Genomic DNA, 17,506 nt, shown 5'->3' with positions numbered 1-17,506 from the left:
TCCTTTAAAATTTTGCTCTAATTTTATGCAAATTTTAATTAAATTTTTATCAAAACGGGTTAGTTGCTCGGTAAATTTGGCATTATTAGCATCGCATAAAGTATTATAAACATTATGATCGTAGGGCCTTCGTTGATCGCACGGAAGTATTTTCCGCTTCTGTGACACTCGTTTTTTTCAAATTTATACATATAATAATACAGCCACAAATGATAACAGATTAGCAAAACTCCGGCTAGTAATTTTATATGAAAATATCCCATTTTCATAAGCCCCGGATTTAAAACGATAAGCATAACGCCGCTAAAAACCGTCACTGCCATCGCTATCCAGCCGATCGCGTGATACAGCATCCGCTCCATTTTTTTAACGACCTTTACGAAGTCAGGCTTGTCTAAATTTTCAGCGTGATAAACATACAGACGCGGCATATAAAATAGCATCGCCATCCATGAAATAAAACCCGCAAAATGGACAAATTTAAACCAATAGTAACTCATTTTTTCTCCTTAATCTCTCATTAAAATTTCTTTTCGTGCCTCGAATTCCTCTTTAGAAATCGCCCCTTTTTGATACAGCTCAAAGAGCGCATCGACTTTTTTTAGACGTCCTTCGTAGTCGTCCTCCTCGGTCTCGCTTGCAAAAGCATTTAAATCTTCCACCCAAATTCCTACGAAAAATATGTCTAGCAAAATCCAAATTCCCCAAATCGCCCAAAACAAAAAGCCCACTAAAAACCATAGTGTAAAGCTCCCTAGCCAAAATAGCGCGATTTGAGCAAATCCGCTGATAAATTTGCCGCAATAAATTCTATGCAGTCCGCCTCCGATCGGCATAGCTGCGATCCACGAAAACGCACCTAAAAACCAAAGCGCGTAAGCGATATAATTATTTCTCTTCATTTTTCTCCTTTTTTGCGGTGCGTAAGCCCTGAAAAATAAAAATCACGACGGCTAGATCTATCATCACATCGGCGAAATTAAACACCGCAAACTCAAACCATTTATGCCACGCGACGTAATCCACGACGCCGCCGCGAATGAAGCGATCGAGCAGGTTCGAGCAGCCTCCAGCAAGCATCAGCGCAAACGGCATCCAGTGCTCGCAAAAGAGCTTTTTATGACAAAATACATACGCTGCAAGCGCTGAGATCAGCGCAATCTGGATAAATTTTAAATTTTCGCCCAAAAACGCAAACATCGAAAACGCAACGCCGCGGTTAAGCGTAAGCTCTAGCGAAAAAAACTCCCCTTGCCACGAAAAGCCGTTTAAAAACAGAAGTTTGATCGTTTGATCGATCGCAAAGATCACCGCGAAAAGCAAGATAAATTTAATACAGGTTTTAGCCATCTTGCAATCCAAATTTAAATATGTAAAGCCTGCATTTTTTGTCCGCGCCTTTTGTACCGAGCCATGAGCTTGTCGCGCCGTAAAATTTCACCGCAACGCTATTCATTTAGGGCTTTGGTAAAAAATTTCTCGACCTCGTCCATTCGCTTTTGAAGCAGTTTTTCGTTTTTGCCCTCGATTAAGAGGCGGATAACGTTTTCGGTGCCGGAGTAGCGAAAGAGCGAGCGGATCTTGTCCGCTTTGAGGCTTGCTTCAAGCTCCTTTAGCCCTTTTAATTTTTCAAGCGGCTTTTTATCCGAAATTTTTAAATTCTTTAAAATTTGCGGATAGGGCTTAATCATCCCCGAAAATTCGCTTGCCTTCTTTTTCATATCCAGCATGCAGGCGGCGAATTGCAGCGCGCTTGCGATGCCGTCGCCCGTTTTGGCGTAATCGCCAAAGATCACGTGCCCGCTCTGCTCGCCGCCAAAATTTGCGCCTAGTTCGTGCATCGTCTCAAGTACAAATTTATCGCCTACATTGCAGCGATGAAGCGCGATGTCGTGTTTAGCTAAAAAATCCTCCAGCGCAGAATTACTCATTACTGTGGCTACCATTTTATTGCCTGCTAAGCGATTTTTTCCTTTCAAATAGACTGCTAAAATTCCAAGTAGCGCGTCGCCGTGGATGATCTCGCCGTTTTCGTCCACGACTACGAGCCTATCGGCATCCCCGTCGAAAGCAAAGCCGACATCGGCGCGTAATCTTTTGACCTCCGAGGCTAAATTTTGCGGGCTTAGTGCGCCGCAAGCATCATTAATATTTTTGCCGTTAGGTTCGTCGCCGATGACGATAGTTTCGGCTCCCAGCTCATTAAATACGGTAGGTGCGACCCTGTAGCTTGCTCCGTTTGCGCAATCAAGCACGACGCGAAGCCCGTGCAGTGTCTTTTGCTTCGGAAATGAATTTTTAATATGCACGATATATCTGCCGATGACGTCGTCTACGCGCTTTGCGGCGCCAATTTGCATCATTTTGGTGCGCGCTTCGGCGATTAGATCGTCGCTGAAATAAATTTTTTCGATCTGCGCTTCCTCTTTTTCGTCGAGTTTGAAGCCCTCGCTATTGAAAAATTTAATGCCGTTGTCGTAGTATGGATTGTGGCTCGCGCTTATCATGATGCCCGCGTCGCAGCGCATATCCTCCGTAAGAAAGGCAATCGCAGGAGTAGGCATCGGTCCGATCTGGCGGACGTTGTAGCCTACCGAGGTAAGACCCGCAACGATCGCGGTTTCTATCATGTAGCCGCTTCTGCGGGTATCTTTGCCGACTAAAATCATATTCGTAACGGAATTTTTCCTAAAATAAATTCCCGCTGCCATCGCTACGCGCATAGCAAGCTCGGCGGTTAGAAATTCTCCCGCTTTGCCTCGTACGCCGTCCGTTCCGAAAAGTTTCATTATCAAATCCTTGTATAAAAATCGGCAAATTCTACCAGAAAAAGTTTAATCTTAATAAATTTAAACTATATTTAAATTTTACTTAAATTAAGCGTCGATTAAATATTTTTTACGTATAATTGCAGATTCAAATTTAACCGAAAGGGATGTTATGGCAAATCATAAATCCGCCGAAAAACGCGCGAGACAAACCATAAAAAGAACGGAGCGAAATAGATTTTATCGCACCAGAGTAAAAAATATCACAAAAGCCGTAAGAGAGGCAGTCGAGAGCAAGGATCTAGACGCAGCGACTCAGGCTCTAAAAACGGCTAATGAAAGCTTTCATAGCTTCGTAAGCAGGGGCTTTTTGAAAAAACAGACCGCGAGCAGAAAAGTAAGCCGCCTAGCCAAACTCGTAAATTCTTTAAAAACTGCCGCGTAAGCGCTCCTTACGCATAAAATTTAAATGCTAGCCGATAAACTAAAGCCTTTTTTGGATCGCTACGACGAGCTTTCGCGCATGCTTAGCGATCCCGCAGTTACCGCAGATATCGCTAATATGACGGCGCTATCTAAGGAGCAGCGCAATATCGAGCCGATCAAAGAGGCGGCTAGCGAGTATCTTAAAATTTTAAATCAGATCGAAGAAAACAAAGCCCTGCTAAGCGATGCCGATCTCGGCGAGCTAGCCAAAGAGGAGCTTAAAAGCTTAGAGAGCGAAAAACCGCAACTCGAAGAAAAAATCAAAATTTTACTGCTTCCGAAAGATCCCAACGACGATAAAAATATCTTTTTAGAGATCCGCGCCGGTACAGGCGGCGACGAAGCGGCGCTGTTTGCGGGCGATCTGCTCGGCGCATATCTGCGCTACGCCGATCTTCGCGGATATAAATGCGAGATCGTAAGCACCAGCGAAGGTAGCGTCGGCGGTTATAAAGAAGCTATATTGCTCGTAAAGGGCGCGGGAGCGTATTCGCGGCTGAAATTTGAAGGCGGCACCCACCGCGTGCAGCGCGTCCCAGAAACGGAGAGCCAGGGCAGGGTGCATACCTCTGCAATCACCGTCGCCGTCATGCCGGAGATCGAGGATAGCGAGATACAGATCAATCCGAACGACCTTCGCATCGACGTTATGCGCAGCTCCGGTCACGGCGGGCAGTCCGTAAATACCACCGATAGCGCCGTTCGCATTACTCACATCCCGACCGGTTTAGTCGTCACCAACCAAGACGGCAAGGATCAGCACAAAAACAAAGAGGCGGCGATGAAGGTGCTGAAGGCGCGCCTTTACGATATGCAGGAGCAGGAGCGCTTAGAAAAAGAGCGCAAAGATCGCAAGGATCAGGTGGGCACCGGCGACCGCTCGGGGCGTATCCGCACCTACAACTATCCGCAAAACCGCATCAGCGACCACCGCATAAATTTAACTCTCTACCGCCTGGACGCGATCATGGCGGGCGGTTTGTTCGACGAAATCATCGATCCGCTCATAGCGCACTCTCAAGCCGAAGCGATCGCAAACGCGGGCTATTAAGCCTTTTAAAATTTAAACCTTGCAGCTGCCCGCTTTGCCGAATTTTGCCTCTATTAAAAGCACCAAGATGAAGAAAATTTTTTCGTCGTTAAGCTTCGCAAGCTCGCGCAGGTTTTGATCTGCGCTTATGAGCTTGATACCGTTTGATTTCAAAATCCCAGTGAGCTCGTCCACACCAAAGCCCATTTTACCGGCAATTTCTCTGATATTGTAGGTCTCGATCGCGCCTATGATGCGATCCATATTGCAAAAGCCGGGATTTTTGCGGCTCAAAACCACGTCCAAAAACTCGCCCCATAGCTTTGCGAGCTTCTTTCGCCTCGTGATTATATGCAAGATTGCGACGCAAAGCAGGCCCAATCCTGCAATCTTATGCAGGCTCATCCAGGCCTCGTCATATTCGCCGCGCGCGAAATTTACGCCCGAAAAGCCCAAAATGCAAAGCGCGCAAGCTAGTAGCACGATGAGCGCAAATTTATAAACAATCCCCGCCTTAAGCATCAAATCTCCTTGCTTCGTTTTAAAATTTAGCGACTTCACGCGGAGTGCCTGCAAGCGCTAAGCTGCTGCACCGGTACGCCTCGCCGATCGCCGCTATCGTATCGCCTCGACGTTATTGCGCCGTCCACACCGCTGTTTCACTTATATGCTCCGCGGATCGCCATCATCGTATCGCTGCGTTTGCGCTACTTGCACTGCGCTTTACCTATATACGCATCCTGTTATCGCGGTTGCCATATTGCGTCACGGCGGTGTTTTACACTGCTTGCTGCGCCGTCATGCTATCGCGGTACCCGCTGCACTGCTCTTCGACGATCTGCCGTCACGACCACGCTGCTCGCGCCGCTTTGTACTGCCGATCCGTCGTCGCGGCAGCGTTGTTCGCTTCGATCGTAGCGCCGTTACGATGATGATTTGCCCGAGCGAAGGTTATGTCATACGGCGCCGAGTAGGTACGTATCGCCACTCCGCTTCTCGACTACGGCGTGCCGTCTGCGCCGCCGATGTGTTACGCGCCATCCGACGCACTACCGATTTATCGCGACGCCCGCGCATCGCGCCGCTGCCGCAGCCCGTTCATTTAGCACGCCGTTACTCTACCGATCGCGGCTCGGTTTAAAATTTTATCTAGGCGACGTCTCCTCGGCAGATCATCTTGCGTTTAAATTTTACCGACTTAATTTCGCGCAAAATCGTGATCACGCGCCGTCTACCGACCTCCAAGCCGCTCGCCGCCGCGTAGTCGTATGGCCCATGGCGCCGCCGTGCTGACGACTGCATGTATGGTCCGAGCATACACGGATGCGAGCCTCTACGCCTATGTAGCGAGCGCTAATTACTCATGCGCACAGGCACCGAGCGCTTCGGCAAATTTTATCGCCGCTTAATATAAACGAGTAATTTTAATAAATCTGGATTTAAAAAGATATGAATTTAAAGGCGAAATCCCTGCGGCGTGAAATTTAAAGGGCCGAATTTAAAGCTCTATCGTCCGCTCAAATATGTCCTCAAGCCCCGTTTGATGCACGATCGCTAGCATGCCGAGGCTAGACATATCCGCGCGCAGACCCAGTAGCAGCTCACGCGCCGAGGCGAGATCGAGCGCGGACGTGATCTCGTCCGCGAAAACAAAGCTCGGCTTGTGATAATAAATACGTGCGAAACTGAGCCGCTGCGCCTCTCCGCCGCTTAAAATTTTAACGTAATCGGCGCGCGAGTTTAGCATGCGGGCAAATTTCTCAAGCCCTACGCTGCGTAAAATTTCTAAAAATTCCGCATCGTCTTTGCGCGGCGACTGCGGATAAGCGATAAGCTCCTTTAGACTAAGCGGCGCCAGATAGGGCTTTTGTGGGATAAACATCACGCCCGTGCGCGGCAGGCTGATCTCACCGCGGCCGTATCTCCAAAGACCCGCCGCGTAGCGCAGAGCCGTACTTTTGCCCGCGCCACTCTTGCCTCGCAGCATTATAAACTGCGCGGGCGCGAGCTCAAAGCGTAGATCCTCGATCAGCGGCTCGCCCGCAGGCGTGAAGACCGACAAGCCCTCGCAGCGAGCGGAATTTTCGTCGCTTTGTGTGACGCAAGCACGCAGATTCGCGCTCTCGTCGTCCATGCGCGAGATGAACTCATAGATCCTCTGCACGCTCGCCGCCCACTCCATGATCTGCTTGTAATAGTCCATAAACCACGCAAATCCGTCCTGCACGCTGTAAAACGCCGAGCGCGCCTGCATCATGTCGCCAAAGCTCATCGCGCGCGACAAATACAGCGGCAAGCAGGCAAAGATCGGGATTAAATTCGTGATTTTTAGGTAGCTTGCCGAAAAGCACTCGAGGCGAAATTCCGTATTCATGATGCTGCGCCAGTTTCTCATGATCTCGCCGAAGCTCGCGCGGAAGCGGCCGCGCTCGGCATCCTCTCCGCGCATAAAGGCTACGGCTTCTGCGTTTTCGCGCACGAGCAACAGATCCGAGCGGTAGTCGGCTTCGGCGCGCTGCTTGGCAAAATTTAGCCCCCTAAGCCTGCGCCCGATGAGATGCGTGATCAGCGAGCAAAGCAGCGTATAAAGGAGCGCGACGTAGAGCAAAAAGCCCTCGATCTCAAAGTGCATGCCGAAAATTTCAAATTTCAACACCTTCGAGACCTGCCACAAGATCGCAACGAAGGCGATGAGCTTGGCGAGATTGTAGACGAGCGATTTTACGAGATCGACGCTTTTTTGCACGAGCAGCGAGCTGTCCTCGGCGATACGCTGATCGGGGTTGTCTAGCTTTGCGATCGTTTTTGAAATTTCACAATCTGCGCGAGTTTTGGATGAAATTTTATTCTCGCTTGCGCCGCTTTGCCCTGCCGCATTTTGCTCCGCCGCACTCGGTAAAATTTCAAGCCCCTTTGCGTCTCTATGCAAAGCCGCACTGTCCGCCTCGGCTGCGGAACACTCTGCGCGCTCGTTTAAATTTTCATCTAAATTTACGTCGCCGGGTTTTTCTAAATTTGATCCGCCCCTGGCGCTAAAATTTCCATCAAGGCTCGTGCGGTAGAAGTTTGCGTTATGTAGCCATTTGCGCTCCATCATCGCGCTTAGCCGCTCGCGCCAGACGATTACGAGTAGTTTGCGAAGCCAGCTACCGCAGACGATGAAAAGCACGATGAGCGCCGTGTATAGCAAAAACTCGCCCACGAGCGCGGGAATGAGCTCGCCTTTAAGCTCGCTTAGCGCGTCGTAAAAGCGCTTGTCCCACGCGTTCATCAGCACGCTAATCTTGATGATAGCGAGGCTAAAACCAAGCGCGAGCAGCAGCAGTGCCCACAGCTTCGCCGCGCCCTTGCCGAACCAGTGCGGACGTAGAATTTCAAAAAATTGCTTTAGCGTTTTCAAATTTTCTCTTTAAATTTTAAAATTTAGCGCCGGTTGCAGCGAAATTCCGCGAGATTAAATTTGATCCCGCGATCTCGCGAGCGGATTTATGCTCGCAAGTCTGCGCGTTTAATTCGCTTGGAATTTCGCGGGATTAAATCGCGAGATTAAATTTATCGCCCCTGCCCGCGCCCGCGCTAATCAATCGCTAATCAACCAAATCGCAAGTTAAATTTTGATCCCGCGGCTTCGTTTAAATTTTTCTCGTCTCGCCACGCGCGGATTGCGATAAATTTAGCTCACGCGCCTTTGCGTGCTCGCTCCACTCGCAGCTTTGCAAGTACAAAATCCGCGCGAACGAATGCAAAATTTAATCGCGCTCTTGTTATTCGCGCAAAGACCGTCTGCAGACTTCGGCGCACCGGATTGCTCAAGCTTAATGAGCGCCGATCAACTCATGCCTTCATGCAAGCCCCGCTGCGCTCGCGCCGACGCCAACCCGCGCGATCTGAGAGCATAAAGATTTGCGAATACGACTTACTCGCAAATTTTATGCATCCCGCCCAAAGCAAGGCGCGGGCAGACTTTGAGCAAAACGGCGCCTTAATATTTATAATTAAACGTCAGCATAAAATTCCGCGGCTCGCCGTAGTAGTTGTTTTGCCCCGCTACTCTATTATTTTGATTGACGAAGTAGCGCTTGTCGGTTATGTTTTTTACCGATAAATTTAAATTAAAATGCTCATTGTATTCATACGCAGCGTTGGCGTCCCATATCGTGTAGCCGCTCTGTACGGGGATGTCGTTAGCGGGGTAATAAGCGCCCGTCGAGATACTGCGCCTGGTATATTGGTTGTCGGTCTTGCTCTGATAGCGAAATCCGGCGCCCAAAGTGATCTTTTGCTGCGCTACGAGCGGAATTTCGTAGCTGCTGTAGAGCTTAAACATACGCTTAGGGATCCAAGGCTTGGCATTGGCACCCTTACGGTAATCGACGTTGCTTAGCGCTGCAAAACGCCTCTCGTCCTTCATATACTCGCTTTTATTGTAGGTATAGCCTCCGAATACTTTCCACTCATCGGTAATTGCGCCGTTTGCTTCTATGTCAAAGCCTCTGGATCTGACCTTGCCGCTGGCTACCGATCTGCTTAGACCCGTAGCGTCGTAATAATCGTAGTCGGTAACGGCTCTATTTTCCTGCTCGATCTGAAAGAAAGCCACGGTCGTATTTAGCGCGCCGTCGAAAAATTCCGACTTCACGCCCACTTCGGCATTATAGCCTACGATCGGCTCTAGAATTTTTTCGTTTCTATCCCTAGCGGTTTGAGGTTTATAAATTTCGGCATAGCTCGCATATAGCGAATGATCTCTCGAAAAATCCCACGTAAGCCCCACGTAAGGCGTGATCTTGTGTTTTTTAACGATATCGTCTTCGCTGTGGCGGCCCGTGCGATAGTTATCCGTAGCGCTTTCTCGCTTTAGCCTTGAATATCTGCCGCCTACGAGCAGATGCCAATCATCGTTAAAATTATATCTCGTGCCCATCGCAACCATCTGCTGATAAATTTTAGTCGTGTAGTAAAGATTGTAGCAGCGGGTTCCAAGCGCGCATAATGCGGTCGTATCATTCCAATTAGGCTCGTTGTTTATAAGCCCCTTATTAAAGCTCTCATACGTCAATCCCGCTGCGCCGCCGTAAACGTCTCTATCGTGCTGCGCGAATCTCTCCTTCGACGCGGTGGCGTTTATAAAAAAATCATGGCTCTGTCCGAACAGCTCATAGTTTATATCGCTACCTACTTGAAAGCTTAGCTCTTTACTGCCGTTGTCGTATCTGTCATAGCCTATGTATCTGCTCGCAGGATCCCTATCCACTCCGTGCCAGCCGCCGAATTTCAACAAGCTCTCGCTGTGAGTATAGTTTAGTTTGGCGTAAGCCTTGATATTATCGCTAAATTTATGATTTAGTTCCAAAAACGTATTATATTTTTCATAAACCGACCTGCTCCAATCCGATATAAAGGTCGTTCTTTTGCTTAAATTTAACGCGTTGCCGTCCTTGCCCACTACAGGAATGCCGAAAGGATCATAAACGCTTCTTGTCTTTTGATAGATCACGCCGGCTAAAATTTCGCTAAAATCTCCGAGATCAGCTCCCACCATCGCCGATGCCGCGCCACGCTCGGTGCCTTGTAGATCTCTATAAGAGCCCTCCTTGCCGCTTAAACCGATGAGCCGTCCTCGAACCGAGCCGCTTTCGTTTAAGCCGCCCGTTACGTCCACGCTGCCGCGATAATAATCATAGCTGCCCGCGCTTAGCGATAAATTCGCTCCGAGCTCTTTTTGAGGGCGCTTCCTTACTAAATTTATAGTTCCGCCCGGCTCGCCGTTACTCTGCGTAAGACCCGCGACGCCGCGTAAAACTTCGACGCGGTCGTAAAACGCCAAATCCGTGTGCTCCTTAGACTGCCCGTAAAGCCCCTGCGCCGCAAGCGCGGTAGTGGATTGCATGCCGTCTTCTTGGATATTATCGATGTTAAATCCCCTTGAAATCGGCAAACTCATACCGAATCTGCTAGTAGTGGTAATACCCGGTACGTAATTTAGCGCGTCGTCGACCTTAGTAAGGCTCAAATCCTTTATGAGCTGATCGGGCACGACGGAAACGGTTTGAGGCGTCTGGCGGATGCTTAGATCAAGGCCCGTGGCGGTATTCATATTATCGGTCGTATACATTCCCGTGCCCTCGGTAGTGGACAGATCGGCTTTGCCCGTGACATTTATGGTGCCGAGATTATCGCCGTCTGAGCCCTGCAGCGTAGAATTTTCAGCACTACCGCCTTGCGGCGCGGAATTTTGTACAATACCTTTAGTAGCGGGGCTTACGACGGCGTTGCCCTGCGGCGCGGAATTTACAGCGGTAGGGTGGCTTCCAGGCTTTTGCACAGAGCTCTGCGACGACGAAATTTTAGAGGCGGAGCTTGCGGCGGACGAGTTTTGAGAAGCGCTGCTATTTTGCGCCGCAGTAAGCCAAAACGGCGAGCAAAGTAGCGCAAAAGAAAGTAAAATTTTACCCTTTTTCATAAAAATCCTTTTTAGATTTTATAATCTATATCAATTTACTGGCGGGATTATCTTACAATTCTTCTTAAATAATAATAAAATTTTTAATAAACTAAATCATAAAATTATATATGCGATTACTAATTTAACGGAATTTAATAAGATCTATTGACGAATTTTTAAGAAAAATTTATATAAATTTTAAAAAGTATATGAATTTGAAAAACGAAGGATTGAAAAATTTAAAATTCTAAAATTCCGCCGCTTTAAAATAACGTAAGCGACGGAATTTAGCGTTTATCGGCGTTTGGTCTTGCGATTACGATAGCACTAGCACCGGTACAAGCGCATTGTGCAAGATATCCTCGGAGACGCTGCCTAAAAAGAGCTTTTTGAAAAATCCCTTCGTAAAGGCGCCGGTAGCGATGAGATCGAGGTTATTGGCGCGGCGATATTTGATGATCTCATCGGCGGGCACTTCGGCTTGGATGCATTTGAAAGTGGCGTTTTGAGTGCCTAAAATTTCGCGCGCCAGATCCAGCATCCGCTCGCCCTCTGTGGCACCCGCATTGATGTGCAAGACATGCTTATGTGCGCTCGCAAGAAGCTTTGAGCTCTTTATAAACTCAAGTGTGCGTTTCGCCGCGTCAGTACCGTCAAACGCAATGAGCACGGAGTTAATCGGCGAAAATTCTTTATTTACGAGCAGCGACGGCACGTGAAGCTCCTTTATCAGCACGCTTGCGTTAAAGCCTACGTCCTCGTTATTTGAGCCCTTGATACCGAGTACAAAAATTTCGGCTTCGTCCTTGTACTCGGCGATAACGTCGATGAAATCGCCATCTTTGATGATCTTACTCGCCTTTACGCCCGCAGCAGTCGCAGCGCAGATATATTCATCCAGCATCGCTTCGGCTTCTTCGTGGTCTTTCTCCGCATCCACGCCGCCTAATGTGGGACTTCCGTAGCTATTTGCAAGGATATCATTCTCTCCTAGGACGATCCCGCCTGCGGCTAGCCCATAAAAATTCTCGCCAAGCTCCGGGATTTCAACCACGTGAATAAACACGAGCTCGGCACCCAAGGTTTTAGCGACATAAATTCCATAATCTCTAACCGCCGGGGCAAGCGCATTTTGATCGACGCAAGTGATGACCTTTTTCATTTTTCGTCCTTTTAAAGATAAAATTTTGACCGAAATAAGCTTATCAAATTTTGTATAAAAGTTATTTAAATTCGGCAGATTTAAATGCGGTGCGGGCGATTTTGTGAAATTTTAAAGCCGCGTCGTAATGGATTTGTGAGGTGCGGGCGCGCTTGTGGTAAGCTAGCTCAGGCTTGGCGTGACAGCGAGCGAGCAGTTGCAGCACGTAGTAGGCGACTAAAAAGCGTTGCGGACGCGGCATGCAAAAGTACTGCTCGGGCGATTTTGAAATTTATCAAGCCGCTAAAGGCGCGGTTTAAAGCGCCGTTATTGCGGTTAGTAGCCCAAAGATGATCCCCGGGAAATTCGCCGCGGCGAGCGGATAGTCCTTTTTAGGTTTTAAAAGACCGTAGCTAACCCATATCGTGCAGTTTATCGCGGCTGCGAGCGGCTGGAGAAATGGGACTTTGTTGCCGTCTAAATTTGCCATTATGTTCGGCACGTAGGATACGTACATGATGACCGACAGGCATGTGCCCGCCCAACCTAAAATTTGTAAATTTCTTTCGCTCATTGATTTTCCTTTTTAGAAATACGTTTCAAATTTGCAAATGAAACGGAGCGGGATTTTAATACATCAAAGATAAGAAACAAATTAAAAGATGGCTAGAAATAAAATTTGACTTTAAATTTATCGCGGCGACTCCTCGCCTGCTCGCGTCTGCGTAAATTTTAAAGCGGCGTTTGAGGCGCGCATTTTAAAAAAACAAAGAAATTTAAAACGCCGGACAATGGTTGAAATTTAAATTTCAAAGAGATAAAATTTTAAACGACTGAAGCCAAATTTAAGTAAAATTTTGTAGGAAAATTACGATAAAATTTTAAAAATATGAGAAGTAAATTTTATAATTTCACGGACGTTAAAGATAGGAGTGTTTGCCCTAAGTGCGGAGGCGCGCTGCAAGATTATGCCGAGATAGAAAAGTAAAATCAAGCAGAAAAGAATAAAAAGCTTAAAAGATATTATAAATTTGAAAAAGAGCGGCTAAAGGGGGTGCAAAATCGGCGCGACAAGGAATAAAATATTCAAAAGATAGGCGCAATTAAGGCAGAAAATTTTAAAATTACGCATGTATTCACAAGCAATATCATAAGGCGTTATAAATAGAATTCCGATAGAGGAGCAAAAATAAGATGAGAATTTTGACATTAGTATCAGCCATAATTTGGATGGCAATATTTAGCGGTTGCATGAATCCGATACCCAATAAGTTTTTAACAAGCAATAATTATGGATTTATTAGTCAGTGTGCAGGCATTTTCGACTTCGGAGCGGATTATGAAATCGATGATAGCAAAATTTATGCCTTTAAAAAAAACGTGCACCGCACAATTTATATTAAAACAGGGCAAAATTTTATACCTACGCAGATAAACGCAGGGTTGGCAGGACTTGTTCCTATCGAAAGCTGCAACGATAAATGGTGTAAAATTTACTATCCTTGCGACGAAACGGAGTATTTCGTAAAGAAGGACGACATAGTAAAAAGAAAGTACTAGCCGCCGGGTGAAAGAACTTGGCGCGGATTTTAAAATTTCAATACGCGCCAAGTATCCAAGCGCGTATAGCGTAAATTTAAAGCGGCTTGAGAAGCAAATAAAACAAGAAGGATTCAAAAATGAAAAGTATAAAAGGTATTTTTCGTTATCTTTTTCCGGTAAGAGATGGACGAGAACTGTATTGGATTAAAATTCCAAAAGGGCAAAGCGATCGTTTTGGAAAAGAATTTATATTCGAGCCTGAATTGATTGCGAAATCGGACGCGGAAAAACTCGGTATAAAAATAGATCCAAAGCTTTTAAGGGATAAGCGGATTAAATTTCATATACGCGATATGTATTATAAGACATATTATGAGATAACATCTTTCGGTATCGATGAGAGCTATGCCGATTCGCGGCAAATAGATCTTGATTTGGAAGATATAAAACAAATCGTAAAATCGGATGAAGACGATCCCTACTATGTATATAGCTATAGCTTAAACATAGAGCAGATGAGATCTTTTGGGTGCATCGATATGGTTAAGCCCGGTTTTTCATACTTCTTCGAATCCACTGCTGTCCATGAAAGAATAATCAAGGCTCCAAATAGCGGCGATAAAAATATAAAAGGCTGCTATATAAATGTCTTTGATAGCAATACGGAAGCCTTTTACGTGGCGTTATTGGACGTTAAGCTGCCTTTTAGCGAAGTTGCAAAAATAGTCGCTCCGCTGAGCATAGAGTCAAATATCCACTATTCTTATAGCCTCTCCGAAGAGCAGATTATAAAATTGGGATTTCCTGAAATTTTAAAAGAAAATGGCGGCAAAATCGACGCTCAAATATCGGTAGAGATAGTCTAATTTAAAATTTAGCCGTTAAATGGATTAAATAATGCAGCCCAAAATTAGAAATTTGTGTTTATCGTTAGAAAATAGAATTTTAAATCTACATCCTTTTGATCCCGAGCAAGTATGCTGCTGCATAGCGACATGGTTTATGGAAAATAAAATTTTGTTTCTTATGAAAGAATACGACGGTTGCGGCTTGGACGAGCTGTTAAAGTTAAATTTTAAAGATTATCCGACCGAGCTATTGATTTACGGCGACGGAAAAGCGAAGGATATCTTTGGCGCAAAGATTATCAAATCGGACAAATATCGCTTGATAAATAAAATTAGAGCATTGAAAGATCAAAAGAACTTAAGACTGGTCTATGAGGAATTAAACTCGATTGTATTTGATAGTTTGGTAGTTAGCGTGGATTTGGACTTGGCGTGCGAATGTCCGCAATGGTCGCCTAGCGATTATAGAGTTATGTTAAACGAAGCGACGGACGAAATCGTTTTTACCTGCATAAATTGCGGTAAGAAATTTTATCCACATACTCTTACCGAGTGCCAAATAGATTGCGATCTTGCTATTCCTAAACGCGAATATTTTATGAATTAATACTATTTCAATCAATTAACCAAGCTCTAGCGATCAAGCAAGGAGTGGGTGGCAAGGGCTCAAATTATTTAACTCAGTCTAAATTTAACCCGCTCCGGCGCATTAAATTTCACGATCAATTTGTTCCGGGCGCTTGGAGTAGGACATTGCCTAGCTAGGGCGCCCAGGCATCGCCAAGCCCGAGCGCCGTTAAATTTCAAATTTAAAACTGTCCGAAAAGATCGTTCAGTGCCTCGCTGATGCTAGGATGCGTAAAAATTTGATTTTTGAAAAAGTCCGCCTTCGCGCCCAGCGCCATGGCGATCGCCAACTCATTAACGATCTCGTGCGCGTTTACGCAGTGAAGCGCCGCACCTAAAATTTCGCCGCTAGCTGCGTCCACGACCGCTTTCATCATTCCCTCGTCGTGCGCTACGACCTTGGCGCCGGGCACCGCCGCCATCGAAAGCTTCAGCACCTTGATCTCGCGCCCACTCTCTCTTGCCTGCCTCTCGCTAAGGCCGATGCGAGCTAGCGGTGTGCGGGTAAACAGCACGCTTGCATGCGGCGTGCGATTTTTCGTAGTGCGCGCGCCGTCTCCGAAAAGCGCGCTAAAAATGATCCTGAAATCATCCAGGCTCGTGTAGGTAAACATCTCGCCGCCACGCACGTCGCCTGCCGCGTAGATGCCAGCAGTCGAGCTTTGCAGATGCTCATTTGTGATGATATTGCCGTGCGCATCCGTCTGCACCCCCGCAGCGGCTAAATTTAGCTCACCCGTATTCGCGCGACGACCGAGGGCGTATAAAAATGCATCCGCCGCGATCAGCCTGCTCTCGCCCGCGAGGTTAAATTTTAGCTCGCCGTCATTTAAACTCAAAAACTCGCAGCCCTCGATAATCTCCACCCCTTGGGCCTGCAGAGCGGATTTGACGCTGGCGGCCACGTCCTCATCCTCGTTTTTCATAAATTTCGATCGCATCAGCACGCTGACTTTCGAACCGAATCCCGCAAACATCGAAGCAAACTCAAGCCCGATAAATCCGCCGCCGATGATTACTAGATGCTTCGGCAGGATCTTTAAATTTAAAATTTCTTCGCTACTATAAGCGATCTGCGAGCTTACATCAAAGCTAGGCTCGACCTCCCTCGAGCCCGTATTTACGACGATCGTTTCTGCCGAAATTTCACGCGTTTGTCCGTCAGGGCTTAGCACGCGCACGGAATTCGCGCTCGTAAATGAGCCTTCGCCGTCGATTACGTCGATATTCGGGTTACCTTTTAGCATGGCTAAATTTTTCGCCCTCAGCGCCTCTACGAGCTCGTCCTTTTTCTGCATGCTCAGCACGAAATACTCTCCGAGCACGCTGAAATTTACGAAGCCTGCTTCCTTGCTCGCCGTAACTAGCCGCTTGGTCGGGATGCAGCCTACGTTGATGCAGGTGCCGCCGTACATCTGCGGCGAGCGCTCGATGAGAGCGACCTTTTTGCTCAGCGCGGCGGATTTTGCGGCAAGGGTTTTGCCCGCCTTGCCAAAGCCTATTATGATGATATCATAATCCATTTTTTATCCTTTTGATCTAAAATTTCGCGGGATTATAAGAGGTTTTATTAAATTTAAAATCTGAGTGGCGCAAATTTAAAGGCACAGGCAAGAGGCGCGAAATTCCACGACGAAATTCTAACTTCGGCGCAGAATTTAATGCGGAAAATAAAATTTTGGCTCTAATTGTTTTAAAAATTCTGCGCCGATAGAATTAAAATTTTAAGCGCGGGATATGCGGCACTTTATAGCGCTTGGTAACGGATAGAATCAAATTCTAAGCCCCAAACCGCTCATAAAATTTAAAGGCGCGAAAAACGCGGAATTTACGCCGTAAAATTCCGCCATTAGCGTTTTTTTACGCCTAGCAAAAACATATCGATGCGGTCCTTGATTAGCTCGCTCGCTTTGAAATTTAGCTTTTCGTCGAAAAACAGCAGCCTGCTAAAATGCGGCTCTCTAAGTAAAAAGCAAAAATATAGTGCTAGGCTTTTTGCCGTGCGTCCGGGCGCAAACTCGTCCGCATGCGCCGCCAAATACTCATCCAGCGCATTCGGCGAACCTAGCACGCCGCTTTTTAAAAAGATTTTTGGGCTCTCGCTAAGCGCGCCGTTAAAGCCGCTGAAAAGTATCAGTCGGTAGAATTTTATCGCCTCCGGAGCGAAAAGAAACTCCAGATAAATCCCTGCAAACTCCTGCAGATACTCACGCAATTTTAGGTCTTTATTGATTCGCATGCGCTCGTTCATTCGCTCATCAAGCTTTTTACTTTGCAGTTCGATGATGCGCAAAAATAGGCTTTCTTTGTTATCAAAATACTTATAAACCGACGATAGCGAGCCGCCGCTAAGCTCGATGATATCGCTTAAGCTCGTAGCTTCGTAGACTTTGGCTAAAAACAGCTCCAGCGCCGCGTCTAAAATGAGCTTACAGCGAATTTCGGATTTTTTATATTTAGGCGATTCGGGCATTTCGCCTCCTTTGAAATACTAAAATTTTTTGTAAGTGTATAAAAAATATACTTAATTAAGCAACATTATTAGGCTAAAATTCTAAAAGCTCAGCAAAAAATAATTTTGCGCGGCTTTACAAGCGAAGCGAAATTTTATATCGCGCA

General features: G+C 46.7%; 17 protein-coding genes. 5 read left to right on the top strand and 12 right to left on the bottom strand.

Translation table 11 applies throughout. From position 1 onward, the window contains the following. Positions 1-59: 59 nt before the first annotated feature. The 4 genes from Q0460_RS10190 to glmM form a co-directional block, all read right to left on the bottom strand. Positions 60-500 carry a CopD family protein gene (locus Q0460_RS10190; protein WP_291938887.1) on the bottom strand — a complete coding sequence of 147 codons (441 nt, stop codon included), beginning with the start codon at positions 498-500 and terminating at the stop codon, positions 60-62. A 9-nt stretch (positions 501-509) separates the two neighbouring features. Beyond that, entirely contained in the window at positions 510-902 is a 393-nt protein-coding gene (locus Q0460_RS10185) for an SHOCT domain-containing protein (protein ID WP_297916965.1), read from the bottom strand. Beyond that, positions 889-1,350, bottom strand: a complete 462-nt coding sequence (gene lspA, locus Q0460_RS10180; RefSeq protein ID WP_297960229.1) for a signal peptidase II — start codon at positions 1,348-1,350, stop codon at positions 889-891. The genes Q0460_RS10185 and lspA overlap by 14 nt, the downstream gene beginning before the upstream one ends. Before the next feature lie 98 nt (positions 1,351-1,448). Next, on the bottom strand, positions 1,449-2,789 hold the full coding sequence (gene glmM / locus Q0460_RS10175) for a phosphoglucosamine mutase (protein ID WP_299086615.1): 1,341 nt from the start codon (positions 2,787-2,789) through the stop codon (positions 1,449-1,451). 151 nt (positions 2,790-2,940) lie between these two features. On the opposite strand from glmM, the gene rpsT reads away from it, so the two are divergent. Both rpsT and prfA read left to right on the top strand, forming a co-directional pair. Beyond that, positions 2,941-3,213 carry a 30S ribosomal protein S20 gene (gene rpsT, locus Q0460_RS10170; RefSeq protein ID WP_291938896.1) on the top strand — a complete coding sequence of 91 codons (273 nt, stop codon included), beginning with the start codon at positions 2,941-2,943 and terminating at the stop codon, positions 3,211-3,213. Between the two features lie 24 nt (positions 3,214-3,237). Next, complete coding sequence (gene prfA / locus Q0460_RS10165) at positions 3,238-4,305, top strand: peptide chain release factor 1 (RefSeq protein ID WP_291938898.1); 1,068 nt, start codon at positions 3,238-3,240, stop codon at positions 4,303-4,305. A gap of 12 nt (positions 4,306-4,317) precedes the next feature. Here prfA and Q0460_RS10160 read toward each other — a convergent pair whose 3' ends face one another. The 6 genes from Q0460_RS10160 to Q0460_RS10135 form a co-directional block, all read right to left on the bottom strand. Further along, complete coding sequence (locus tag Q0460_RS10160; RefSeq protein ID WP_299086614.1) at positions 4,318-4,806, bottom strand: chemotaxis protein; 489 nt, start codon at positions 4,804-4,806, stop codon at positions 4,318-4,320. Between the two features lie 322 nt (positions 4,807-5,128). Then, a complete protein-coding gene (locus Q0460_RS10155) occupies positions 5,129-5,272 on the bottom strand; it encodes a hypothetical protein (RefSeq protein ID WP_299086613.1) in 144 nt (47 codons plus the stop codon). Between the two features lie 510 nt (positions 5,273-5,782). After that, positions 5,783-7,684 (bottom strand): SbmA/BacA-like family transporter, encoded by a 1,902-nt coding sequence (locus tag Q0460_RS10150; RefSeq protein WP_299086612.1) that lies wholly within the window; start codon positions 7,682-7,684, stop codon positions 5,783-5,785. Positions 7,685-8,266: 582 nt separating this feature from the next. Then, complete coding sequence (locus Q0460_RS10145) at positions 8,267-10,747, bottom strand: TonB-dependent siderophore receptor (protein ID WP_299086611.1); 2,481 nt, start codon at positions 10,745-10,747, stop codon at positions 8,267-8,269. A gap of 298 nt (positions 10,748-11,045) precedes the next feature. After that, on the bottom strand, positions 11,046-11,891 hold the full coding sequence (locus Q0460_RS10140; RefSeq protein WP_299086610.1) for a universal stress protein: 846 nt from the start codon (positions 11,889-11,891) through the stop codon (positions 11,046-11,048). 295 nt (positions 11,892-12,186) lie between these two features. Beyond that, complete coding sequence (locus Q0460_RS10135; RefSeq protein ID WP_005872903.1) at positions 12,187-12,444, bottom strand: SemiSWEET family transporter; 258 nt, start codon at positions 12,442-12,444, stop codon at positions 12,187-12,189. A gap of 620 nt (positions 12,445-13,064) precedes the next feature. On the opposite strand from Q0460_RS10135, the gene Q0460_RS10130 reads away from it, so the two are divergent. The 3 genes from Q0460_RS10130 (at position 13,065) to Q0460_RS10120 (ending at position 14,867) form a co-directional block, all read left to right on the top strand. Next, positions 13,065-13,430 (top strand): hypothetical protein, encoded by a 366-nt coding sequence (locus Q0460_RS10130; RefSeq protein WP_299086609.1) that lies wholly within the window; start codon positions 13,065-13,067, stop codon positions 13,428-13,430. A gap of 119 nt (positions 13,431-13,549) precedes the next feature. After that, positions 13,550-14,278, top strand: coding sequence for a hypothetical protein (locus tag Q0460_RS10125; protein WP_299086608.1), 729 nt, complete (start codon positions 13,550-13,552; stop codon positions 14,276-14,278). Positions 14,279-14,309: 31 nt separating this feature from the next. Beyond that, the gene (locus Q0460_RS10120; protein ID WP_299086607.1) at positions 14,310-14,867 is read left to right on the top strand and encodes a hypothetical protein; all 558 of its coding nucleotides are present in this window, start codon (positions 14,310-14,312) and stop codon (positions 14,865-14,867) included. Between the two features lie 202 nt (positions 14,868-15,069). Here Q0460_RS10120 and Q0460_RS10115 read toward each other — a convergent pair whose 3' ends face one another. Together Q0460_RS10115 and Q0460_RS10110 are read right to left on the bottom strand one after the other, a co-directional pair. Continuing rightward, complete coding sequence (locus Q0460_RS10115; RefSeq protein ID WP_299086606.1) at positions 15,070-16,410, bottom strand: FAD-dependent oxidoreductase; 1,341 nt, start codon at positions 16,408-16,410, stop codon at positions 15,070-15,072. A 326-nt stretch (positions 16,411-16,736) separates the two neighbouring features. Next, on the bottom strand, positions 16,737-17,360 hold the full coding sequence (locus tag Q0460_RS10110) for a TetR/AcrR family transcriptional regulator (RefSeq protein WP_299086605.1): 624 nt from the start codon (positions 17,358-17,360) through the stop codon (positions 16,737-16,739). Between the last annotated feature and the right edge of the window lie 146 nt (positions 17,361-17,506).

The sequence above is a fragment of the uncultured Campylobacter sp. genome (assembly GCF_937980635.1).
Classification (GTDB): domain Bacteria; phylum Campylobacterota; class Campylobacteria; order Campylobacterales; family Campylobacteraceae; genus Campylobacter_B.
The sequence above is the reverse complement of the archived record's forward strand: the minus strand, read 5'-3'. Positions and strand labels throughout refer to the sequence as shown.

Coding starts and splice junctions, on each gene's coding strand:
- Q0460_RS10130 (WP_299086609.1), top strand. CDS start 13,065: ATGAGAATTTTGACATTAGTATCAGCCATAATTTGGATGGCAATATTT.
- Q0460_RS10185 (WP_297916965.1), bottom strand. CDS start 902: ATGAAGAGAAATAATTATATCGCTTACGCGCTTTGGTTTTTAGGTGCG.
- Q0460_RS10140 (WP_299086610.1), bottom strand. CDS start 11,891: ATGAAAAAGGTCATCACTTGCGTCGATCAAAATGCGCTTGCCCCGGCG.
- lspA (WP_297960229.1), bottom strand. CDS start 1,350: ATGGCTAAAACCTGTATTAAATTTATCTTGCTTTTCGCGGTGATCTTT.
- Q0460_RS10160 (WP_299086614.1), bottom strand. CDS start 4,806: ATGCTTAAGGCGGGGATTGTTTATAAATTTGCGCTCATCGTGCTACTA.
- prfA (WP_291938898.1), top strand. CDS start 3,238: ATGCTAGCCGATAAACTAAAGCCTTTTTTGGATCGCTACGACGAGCTT.
- Q0460_RS10190 (WP_291938887.1), bottom strand. CDS start 500: ATGAGTTACTATTGGTTTAAATTTGTCCATTTTGCGGGTTTTATTTCA.
- Q0460_RS10110 (WP_299086605.1), bottom strand. CDS start 17,360: ATGCCCGAATCGCCTAAATATAAAAAATCCGAAATTCGCTGTAAGCTC.
- Q0460_RS10135 (WP_005872903.1), bottom strand. CDS start 12,444: ATGAGCGAAAGAAATTTACAAATTTTAGGTTGGGCGGGCACATGCCTG.
- Q0460_RS10125 (WP_299086608.1), top strand. CDS start 13,550: ATGAAAAGTATAAAAGGTATTTTTCGTTATCTTTTTCCGGTAAGAGAT.
- Q0460_RS10120 (WP_299086607.1), top strand. CDS start 14,310: ATGCAGCCCAAAATTAGAAATTTGTGTTTATCGTTAGAAAATAGAATT.
- Q0460_RS10145 (WP_299086611.1), bottom strand. CDS start 10,747: ATGAAAAAGGGTAAAATTTTACTTTCTTTTGCGCTACTTTGCTCGCCG.
- glmM (WP_299086615.1), bottom strand. CDS start 2,789: ATGAAACTTTTCGGAACGGACGGCGTACGAGGCAAAGCGGGAGAATTT.
- rpsT (WP_291938896.1), top strand. CDS start 2,941: ATGGCAAATCATAAATCCGCCGAAAAACGCGCGAGACAAACCATAAAA.
- Q0460_RS10115 (WP_299086606.1), bottom strand. CDS start 16,410: ATGGATTATGATATCATCATAATAGGCTTTGGCAAGGCGGGCAAAACC.